The organism is Pseudomonas sp. AC083 (assembly GCF_979253165.1).
The window spans coordinates 1-9,131 of record NZ_CEEDDH010000031.1 but is presented as its reverse complement, the minus strand read 5'-3'; the positions used below and the strand labels follow the sequence as shown (position 1 = coordinate 9,131).

At 61.3% G+C, this 9,131-nt stretch carries 7 protein-coding genes, 1 tRNA gene and 1 pseudogene; 3 read left to right on the top strand and 6 right to left on the bottom strand.

The features are described 5' to 3' along the window. Position 1: 1 nt before the first annotated feature. Positions 2 to 74: transfer RNA gene (locus AC0IXA_RS27050), tRNA-Glu, on the bottom strand. 382 nt (positions 75 to 456) lie between these two features. Between AC0IXA_RS27050 and AC0IXA_RS27045 the strand changes: the two genes are divergently transcribed. Continuing rightward, positions 457 to 1,215 carry a hypothetical protein gene (locus tag AC0IXA_RS27045; protein ID WP_039764159.1) on the top strand — a complete coding sequence of 253 codons (759 nt, stop codon included), beginning with the start codon at positions 457 to 459 and terminating at the stop codon, positions 1,213 to 1,215. A 243-nt stretch (positions 1,216 to 1,458) separates the two neighbouring features. On the opposite strand, the gene AC0IXA_RS27040 is transcribed toward AC0IXA_RS27045, so the two are convergent. From AC0IXA_RS27040 to AC0IXA_RS27025, 4 genes and pseudogenes are all read right to left on the bottom strand, one after another. Further along, positions 1,459 to 2,322, bottom strand: a complete 864-nt coding sequence (locus AC0IXA_RS27040) for a methyl-accepting chemotaxis protein (protein ID WP_371699606.1) — start codon at positions 2,320 to 2,322, stop codon at positions 1,459 to 1,461. Further along, a pseudogene (locus AC0IXA_RS27035) lies at positions 2,320 to 2,544 on the bottom strand (HAMP domain-containing protein); the annotation flags it as partial. The pseudogene AC0IXA_RS27035 and the gene AC0IXA_RS27040, both read right to left, overlap by 3 nt. Before the next feature lie 990 nt (positions 2,545 to 3,534). Continuing rightward, a complete protein-coding gene (locus tag AC0IXA_RS27030; protein WP_471814855.1) occupies positions 3,535 to 4,935 on the bottom strand; it encodes an aminotransferase-like domain-containing protein in 1,401 nt (466 codons plus the stop codon). Between the two features lie 190 nt (positions 4,936 to 5,125). Next, positions 5,126 to 5,887, bottom strand: coding sequence for an SDR family oxidoreductase (locus tag AC0IXA_RS27025; RefSeq protein WP_400504328.1), 762 nt, complete (start codon positions 5,885 to 5,887; stop codon positions 5,126 to 5,128). Positions 5,888 to 6,124: 237 nt separating this feature from the next. On the opposite strand from AC0IXA_RS27025, the gene AC0IXA_RS27020 reads away from it, so the two are divergent. Beyond that, positions 6,125 to 7,129 (top strand): NADP-dependent oxidoreductase, encoded by a 1,005-nt coding sequence (locus AC0IXA_RS27020; RefSeq protein ID WP_471814854.1) that lies wholly within the window; start codon positions 6,125 to 6,127, stop codon positions 7,127 to 7,129. A gap of 120 nt (positions 7,130 to 7,249) precedes the next feature. Here AC0IXA_RS27020 and pyrF read toward each other — a convergent pair whose 3' ends face one another. After that, positions 7,250 to 7,948 carry an orotidine-5'-phosphate decarboxylase gene (pyrF, locus tag AC0IXA_RS27015; protein ID WP_110601737.1) on the bottom strand — a complete coding sequence of 233 codons (699 nt, stop codon included), beginning with the start codon at positions 7,946 to 7,948 and terminating at the stop codon, positions 7,250 to 7,252. A 262-nt stretch (positions 7,949 to 8,210) separates the two neighbouring features. Here pyrF and AC0IXA_RS27010 point away from each other — a divergent pair, with 262 nt between their 5' ends. Then, the gene (locus AC0IXA_RS27010; protein ID WP_471814853.1) at positions 8,211 to 8,960 is read left to right on the top strand and encodes a response regulator; all 750 of its coding nucleotides are present in this window, start codon (positions 8,211 to 8,213) and stop codon (positions 8,958 to 8,960) included. The last annotated feature ends 171 nt before the right edge of the window (positions 8,961 to 9,131 follow it).

Below are 9,131 nucleotides of genomic sequence, written 5' to 3'. Positions count from 1 at the left end.
GCGTCCCCTAGGGGACTCGAACCCCTGTTACCGCCGTGAAAGGGCGGTGTCCTAGGCCACTAGACGAAGGGGACACACTACAACATTCACTCCCTGCCGCGTTTCGCTGTGTGCTTTACGCTGCAAGTGGCGCGCATTCTATGGATGGATTGAGGGGTCGTCAACCCCCTGATATAAATTTATTTAAATCAATGACTTCGACCTGGATTACGGGCCGCGTAGGGCTTTTCCGTCGTCCGAAACCTGACGCCTATATTCCGCCACTCGCCAAGACGTTATAGTCACCGCACATGATGGCAATCTGCACATCAAGCGCCAGCATTCATCTATACAGCTGGCGGCCGATACAGATTGCAGCAGCCGATCAAACCCGTCGATCGGCGCTAGGCGCCTAAATGCCCAGCCACTACACTCGCATGCGAACCCTATGAAGAGGTCTTACCGGTGACACCACTCATGATCACCCTGCTAGTCGTAGCCGGGATCGCAATTCTGATCGCCATTGGCTACATGAACCATGTGGTGGAAAACAACAAACTGGAGAAGGCCCGCACCAAAGTCGAACTCAACGACCGCCTGCGCCGCTGCGGCGAACTGACCGAAACCTTCCCCGGCCAGTTCATGACCCCGGCGCTGAAACTGCTGCTGACCCGCCTGGAACTCAACGTCTGCCAGCGCCTGCTCAATCTGGAAAAGACCAGCGCAACCACCAAGGCCCGCATCACCGAACTCAGCGCCCTCGTTGCCCAAGGCGAATCGATCCCGGTGAACAACCCGCCCGCGCCGATCCTGACCGAAGCCAAAGCCAAAGACGTGCGCTTCCTCCTCGAAGCCCTGCACGGCCAGATCACCCGCGCCGCCCACGACGGTTTCCTGCCACCGAACGAAGCCAAACAATGGATTCGCGAAGTGCGCCACATCCTCGTGCTGCTGCACATCGAGTTCTTCAACAACCTCGGCCAACAGTCACTGCAACAAAACCAACCCGGCCAGGCCCGCCTCGCCTTCGAACGCGGCGTGCAATACCTGCGCAAACAGCAGGACCCGCAGATGTATGCCGAGCAACTGCAATACCTGGAAAAACTCCTCGCCCGAGCCAACGCCCAGGTCATGGACAAGATTGCCCCGGTGGAAGGTGAAGAAAACCAACTGACCGCCGGCTTGAAGGATGTCGAAGCCGATGCGGACTGGAAGAAGAAAGTGATTTACGACTGAAGCGCGAATACTGGTAAAGAAGCCACCGTTACAGGTGGCTTTTTTGTGGCCGACTTGAAAGAGGATGTGACTTGAAGACCGCTTTCGCGAGCAGGCTCGCTCCCACATTGGGAAGCAGTGTTCTCAGCTAAAAATCGGTCGGCTGTCAGGCCGCCTTCGCTGGCAAGCCAGCTCCCACAGAAAAGCAAAAGCGGATATTCACCCAAACCCCAAGAGCCTGGTCAGCCCAAAGGCCGCCAAGACTCAAAGCCGAAAATGCCCAACCATCGAGCGCAACTCCCCGCCCAACTGCGCCAGCTCAACACTCGAAGCCGCATTCCCACGCATGGCCACGGAAGAGTGATCCGCGCTCGCACGAATCTGCGTAACACTGCGATTGATCTCCTCCGCCACTGAACTCTGCTCCTCCGCCGCCGCCGCGATCTGCTGATTCATCTGCTGAATCAACGACACCGCCGCCGCAATACTCCCCAGCGCACTCTCGGTCTGCAACGCATCACTGACCGCCAGCTTCACCAGCTCGCCACTGCTGCGAATCTGCTGCACCGACGACTGCGCCGCCGCTCGCAAGGCGCTGACCAAGCGCTCGATCTCCTCGGTCGATTGCTGCGTGCGCCGCGCCAGTGCACGCACTTCATCGGCCACCACCGCAAACCCCCTGCCCTGCTCGCCGGCCCGCGCTGCTTCGATCGCCGCGTTCAGCGCCAACAGATTGGTCTGCTCGGCCACGCTCTTGATCACCTCAAGCACCGTGCCGATATTCTGGATCTCGGCACTGAGGCTCTCGATGCTGGAACTGGCCGAGGTCGCTGAATCCGCCAACTGCTCGATCCGCGCCATGCTCTGGCGCACCACCTGCTGGCCGCTCTCGACCTTGTCATCCGCCGTCTGCGCCGCCAGCGCCGCCTCTTCGGCATTGCGCGCAACGTCATGCACGGTGGCGGTCATCTGGTTCATGGCGGTGGCGACCTGCTCGGTTTCCTCCTTCTGGCTGTTGACCTCCAGATTGGTCTGCTCGGTCACCGCCGACAGCGATTGCGCGGAACCGGCCAAGCGCTCGATCCCGGCCTGCAAGCCGCTGACAATCGTGCCGAGGCCGGCAGCCATCTGCTGCATCGCCAACATCAGCTGACCCATTTCATCGCGGCGCGTCACCTCGACCTTCGCCGTCAGATCACCCGCAGCAATCTGTTGCGCCACACGAATGACACTGCGCAGCGGCGCAACGATCAGGCGCGTGATCAGCCACGCGGCGAGTAATCCGACCAACAAGGCCAGCGCCGAAGAGCCAATGATCAACACCGTATTCTTTTTCAGCTCTGCCTGCATCGAAGCATCTTCGGCGACATAGGCCTGATTGACCCGGTCCACCACCTGCGCCGCGCGCTGATGCAGTTGGTCGTAAACCGTTTTTTCTTGCGCCAGCAAACCGGTGTACTCAGCCAGTTTCTCGTTGAATCCGGCGATATGCCCCGACACTTCGTTGAGCACCGTCAGATAGCCCTCGTCCTTGACCGTGGTTTTCAGCGCCTCGGCCTGCTCCTGTGCTTGCGCGGCCTGTTCGATGTTGCCCTGGCTGGCATTGTCGGCATCGCCCTTGCGGCTCTGATCCAGACGCACCCGCGCTTCGTTCATCGCCTGCAGCATCAGTCGCGAGACCTGACTGACCTGATTGGCCTGTTCGATGAACTGCGCGCCGTCCTTGCCCTCGGTGTCTTTCAACGTATAAGCGCCATCATCGGCCAGCCCGCTCTGCAACACGTCGAGGTTATTGGCCACGCTGGACACCGACCAACTGGCCATCTCCAGCGCAAGGTCCTTGGCCTGGCTCAGCGAGACGAACTCATCGAAGGCCTTGCGATACGCGCCCAGGGCTTGCTCGACATCGCTCATCACCGGCACATTGGCCGGGGAATGTGCCTTGAGCTCGCCGGCAAGAGCGATCAGCCCATCGACGCCTTCGCGCAAGGCATCGGCGGTTTTCGGATTGCCGCGCAGGGCGTATTCCTGCTCGAGCAGGCGCACCTTGAGCAGGCCGCTGTTGAGCGCGGACATCTGCTTCAAGCCGTCGAAACGCAGGCTGATGGTTTGCAGAGACCAGACACCGATCGCCGCGACCAATGCAGTCAGCAGCAAGACCAGCACAAATCCGATACCCAGTTTTTTCGCCATACCGAGGTTGGCAAAACGTCCTTGCACGGCCGAAATCATTGCGCGTAGTCCCCTGCCAAAGTCTGTTGCCGAAGATTCGCAACGGGCTCGAACCAGCACAAGACTCTGGCGTCGGAATAATGGCAAAAAGCTACGCCCGCGTCGTTTTCAGAATGCTGGAGGTCGATCCGCGCAAGTATTGCGAAAAAACTGCCGGGCGCGCGGGTCGCAGGCGCAGGCGACATTGATGCGCTGCCAGTCACCGCACTCACCGCTGGGACTGAAAGCATCCGCTGCCGATAACTCCAGCCCGCAACGCTGGGCCTGCCTGCGTACCGACGCCTGATCGCTCGACCGTGCGCGCGCCCAGATGAACAGGCCGCCAACCGGCTTGCCGAACACTTCCCACTCGGCATCTTCCAGGGCCTGCAAGGCCGCCGCGCGATCGGCATTCAAGCGCTGGCGCTGGCGCTGCACCAGTTTGCGATACGCACCGGTCGCCATCAGCCTGGCCAGCACCGCCTCGGCCAGCCTCGAGCAACCCAGGCCGCTGATCATCTTGACCTCGGCCAGGCGCTTCAGCAGTTCGCTGTCGCCCAGAACAAAGCCGACCCGCAACGAACTGCTCAGTGTCTTGGAGAAGCTGCCGACATAAATGACCCGGCCGCCATGGTCCAGCGCCGCCAACCGCGTACCGCTGCCGGTGTGCAGATCTGCGTAGACGTCATCTTCGATCACGCGCAGGTCGTAGGTCTGGCTCAACTGCACGATACGCTGGGCGACCGCAGGCGTCAGGCAGCTGCCGGTGGGATTGTGGTGATGGCTGCCGATGAACAAGGCAGTGGGACGAAACTGACGCAGCACTGACTCGAGCATGTCGATGTCCGGCCCGCTCGGTGTCCGACGCACTTCGAGCATCTGTACGCCGTGCAGGCGCAGCAGGTCAAACAACGGTGCATAACCAGGCGTTTCCACCACCACGCAGTCGCCGGCCTTGAACAGGGTGCGCACGATCAGATCGAGCGCATGACTGGCACCGCTGGTACTCATGAGCCGAGCACTGCAGGCGTCGATATGCAGCAGTTTCAGGCGCTTGGCAATTTGCTCGCGCAACGCTGGCAGGCCCAGCGGCGAGCTGTAGTTGAACAGGCTGGCCATGTCGGTGCGCGCCACCTCGCGTAATGCGTAGCTGAGGTCGTCGGGCTCACGCCAGCTCGGCGGCAAGCCTCCTTGCCCCAAGATCAAGCGGCCCGTCGAAGCGCTCACCTCATCGCACCACGCATGGCGGCCCTCGAACACTGCCAGTTCCGAGTCCGTTTCGCGCAACGGCGGCGAGGCCGCGACGATGAATCCCGCGCCCTGACGCGTGCTCAATACGCCCTGCGAAACCAGGCGCTCGCAGGCTTCGACGACACACGACTGGCTGAGCAGATTACCCCGGGCGATTTGCCGTACGGAGGGCAACCGGGTGGCCGGCGGGATACCGCTTTGCACAATCCAGTCAGTCATTCCGTCGACGATCTGCTGCACGACCGGCACCATTGCCTGTCGATCAATTCTCAGTTCCATGAGCTCGCAAACTCCTGTCAGTTTTGCTGGCAGCAGTAAATCACAGCCGCGCCGCCGAGGCTGTGCGACAACACCGCCAAATGCGGCAGTTCTAACGGTTTGATACACATTGTTTAGCGGTATTCACACGGACCAACCGCGAGGTACAAAAAACCCGCACGCAGGCGGGTTCTTAAAATTACGGCAACCTTCAGAACGCTGTCACGCCGCCATCCACCGCCAGCGAATGCCCAGTGGTGAACGCTGCGCCATCGCTGCACAGATACAGCACCGCGCTGGCGATTTCCTCGACCTTGCCAATGCGCCCGACCGGGTGCATGGCGTTGGCGAATTCGGCCTTCTTCGGGTCGGCTTCGTAGGCACGGCGGAACATGTCCGTATCGATCACTGCCGGGCACACTGCGTTGACGCGGATTTTCTTTTTCGCGTATTCGATCGCCGCCGACTTGGTCAGGCCGATCACCGCATGTTTCGACGCCGCGTAGATGCTCATTTTCGGCGCTGCGCCCAGCCCGGCTACCGACGCCGTGTTGACGATCGCGCCACCGCCCTGCGCCAACAGCAACGGCAACTGATACTTCATGCACAGCCAGACGCCTTTGACGTTGACGCCCATGATCGCGTCGAACTCGTCCAGCGTACCGTCGGCGAGTTTGCCCTTCTCGATTTCGATCCCGGCGTTGTTGAAGGCATAGTCGAGACGACCGTAGGTATTGATCACCTCACCCATCAGATTTTTTACATCGCTTTCCACCGTCACGTCGCAGCGCACGAAGGACGCTTCGCCACCGGCGGTACGAATCAGCGCCACCGTGCCTTCGCCTCCAGCCGCATCCAGGTCAGCCACCACCACTTTCAGGCCTTCGGCGGCAAACGCCAGGGCTGTCGCGCGGCCGATGCCGTAGGCGGCTCCCGTGATTACAACCACCTGACCGGAAAACGTCATGCTCATGGCTATGTCCTCGAATGCAAAAAAAATGGGAGATGTTGGCGTCGCAGCATAGCCAAGGGCAGCGAAAGCACGTCAGCACTATGCAATCGCTGTTTACCGGCGCATGCGCCGCAGTGATGAAACCCGCCCCGTCACCATCACTGCACTGGATCGACTCGCATTCGCCGTATCAGCCAACCTTGCGACATCGCCGTTGAAGAGCTATCAACAAGGCTTCATTCCATTCGAGTGCCTGTCATGACCAACCAGACCAATCGCCAGTTCCTGCTCGCCAAACGCCCGGTGGGCGCCGCGACCCGCGAGACTTTCACTTATCAGGAAGTACCGGTCGGCGAGCCACAGGCAGGACAGATTCTGGTGAAAAACGAATACTTGTCCCTCGACCCGGCCATGCGCGGTTGGATGAACGAAGGCAAGTCCTACATCCCGCCGGTCGGACTCGGTGAGGTCATGCGCGCACTGGGCGTGGGAAAAGTCATCGCCTCGAACAATCCTGGCTTCGCCGTCGGCGATTACGTCAATGGCGCCCTCGGTGTGCAGGATTATTTCCTCGGCGAGCCGCGCGGTTTCTACAAGGTCGACCAGAAACTCGCGCCATTGCCACGCTATTTGTCTGCACTGGGCATGACCGGCATGACCGCCTACTTCGCCCTGCTCGACGTCGGCGCACCGAAAGCCGGTGACACCGTGGTGCTGTCCGGCGCCGCAGGTGCGGTGGGCAGCGTGGCCGGGCAGATCGCCAAAATCAAAGGCTGCCGCGTCGTCGGCATCGCCGGCGGGGCCGACAAGTGCAAATTCCTCATCGACGAATTGGGTTTTGACGGCGCCATCGATTACAAGGCCGAAGACGTCGTGGCCGGTCTGAAGCGCGAATGCCCGAAAGGCGTGGACGTGTACTTCGATAACGTCGGTGGCGACATTCTCGACGCGGTGCTGAGCCGCTTGAACATGAAGGCGCGCGTGGTGATCTGCGGCGCGATCAGCCAGTACAACAATAAAGAAGCGGTCAAAGGCCCGGCCAATTACCTGTCACTGCTGGTCAATCGCGCGCGGATGGAAGGTTTTGTGGTGATGGACTACGCCGCGCAGTTCGCCAGCGCCGCCCAGGAGATGGCCGGCTGGATGGCCAACGGGCAGCTCAAGAGCAAGGAAGATGTGGTTGAGGGACTGGAGACGTTCCCTGAGACGCTGATGAAACTGTTCAACGGCGAGAACTTTGGCAAGTTGGTGTTGAAGGTTTAAGGCCCGCCTGAAACCAATGTGGGAGCGAGCCTGCTCGCGAAGCGGTGGATCAGTCGGTAATGATGCCGACTGACACTCCCTCTTCGCGAGCAGGCTCGCTCCTACAAGAGGTTCTGTTGCTTAGGCAATTTCCGCTACAACCGCGGCCAACGCCTGCGCCGGGTTCGGCGCCTGGCTGATCGGACGGCCGATCACCAGATAATCGGAACCGGCATCCAGTGCCTGACGCGGGGTCAGAATGCGCCGTTGGTCGTCCTGCGCGCTGCCTGCCGGGCGAATTCCCGGGGTCACCAGTTGCAGCGACGGGTGCGCGGCTTTCAGCGCCGACGCTTCCAGCGCCGAACACACCAGACCGTCCATCCCGGCCTTCTCGGCCAGTGCCGCCAGACGCAGCACTTGTTCCTGCGGCTCGATATCCAGACCGATACCGGCCAGATCCTCGCGCTCCATGCTGGTCAGCACGGTCACACCAATCAACAACGGTTGCGGACCACTGCGCTTGTCCAGCTCTTCGCGGCAGGCCGCCATCATGCGCAGGCCACCGGAGCAGTGCACATTGACCATCCACACGCCCATCTCGGCAGCGGCTTTCACGGCCATTGCGGTGGTGTTGGGAATGTCGTGGAATTTCAGGTCCAGAAACACTTCAAAACCCTTGTCACGCAGGGTGCCGACGATTTCCGCCGCGCAACTGGTGAACAGTTCCTTGCCCACTTTGACCCGGCACAGCTTCGGGTCCAACTGGTCGGCCAGCTTCAGTGCGGCGTCACGGGTGGGGAAATCCAGGGCGACGATGATAGGAGTCTGGCAGGCGGACATGGATGGGCTCTCAGGCTGGTCGAAAACGGCGCGCATTGTAGCGGAACCGGCGGCGGCGCGGCACCCGATGATCGGTAAATCGTCGCGCTGGCGGTTATCAGCTTAGCCCGCACGGCTATTGTGTCGACTTCGATACACAGCCGACACGCCGGCAACACGCACCCGGGTTAGCCTCGCCCTGCGCAATACGCCCTTACAACAGCACTTCCCGCCTCTCGGCCGGACGCCTATGCTGAAACCACCCCTGGTAGTGAACAGCCCCATGCACAGCACCCCGACAACCGTGACGGATGAAAGCAAAGACGACAAGCGCTGGAGCATCCGCGCGCTGATCGTCGACGATGACGTGCCGATCCGCGAGCTGATGATCGATTACCTCGCCCGTTTCAACATTCACGCCAGCGGCGTCACCGACGGCGCGGCGATGCGCCAGGCGCTGCTGGGCGAACATTTCGACGTCATCGTCCTCGACCTGATGCTGCCCGGCGAAGACGGTCTGTCGCTGTGCCGCTGGCTGCGCGCCGAATCGGACATCCCGATCCTGATGCTCACCGCCCGCTGCGAACCCACCGACCGCATCATCGGCCTGGAACTGGGCGCCGACGATTACATGGCCAAACCGTTCGAACCGCGCGAACTGGTCGCCCGCATCCAGACCATCCTGCGCCGCGTGCGCGACGACCGCAGCGAACAGCGCGCGAACATTCGCTTCGACAACTGGCGCCTGAACAGCGTCCTGCGCCAAGTGGTCGCCGACAATGGCCTGGTAGTGCCCTTGTCCAACGCCGAATTCCGCCTGCTCTGGGTCTTCATCGAACGCCCGCGCCGCGTGCTCAGCCGCGAACAACTGCTCGACGCCGCTCGTGGTCGCTCGATCGAGGCTTTCGACCGCAGCATCGACCTGCTGGTCTCGCGCCTGCGACAGAAACTCGGCGACGACCCGAAAGCCCCGCAACTGATCAAGACCGTGCGCGGCGAGGGTTACCTGTTCGACGCGCGGGACATCGGTTGATGAAGGCGCGCTTCGACACCCTGTTCGGTCGCCTGTTCGGGGTGCTGTTTGTGGCGATTGTCCTGGCGCACCTGCTGGCCTTCGCCTGGTTCAGACTCTACGGCCCTCCTCCTGTCTCTTATACACATCTGACGCTGCCGACGAACAGTGTATGGTGTAGATCTCGGTGGT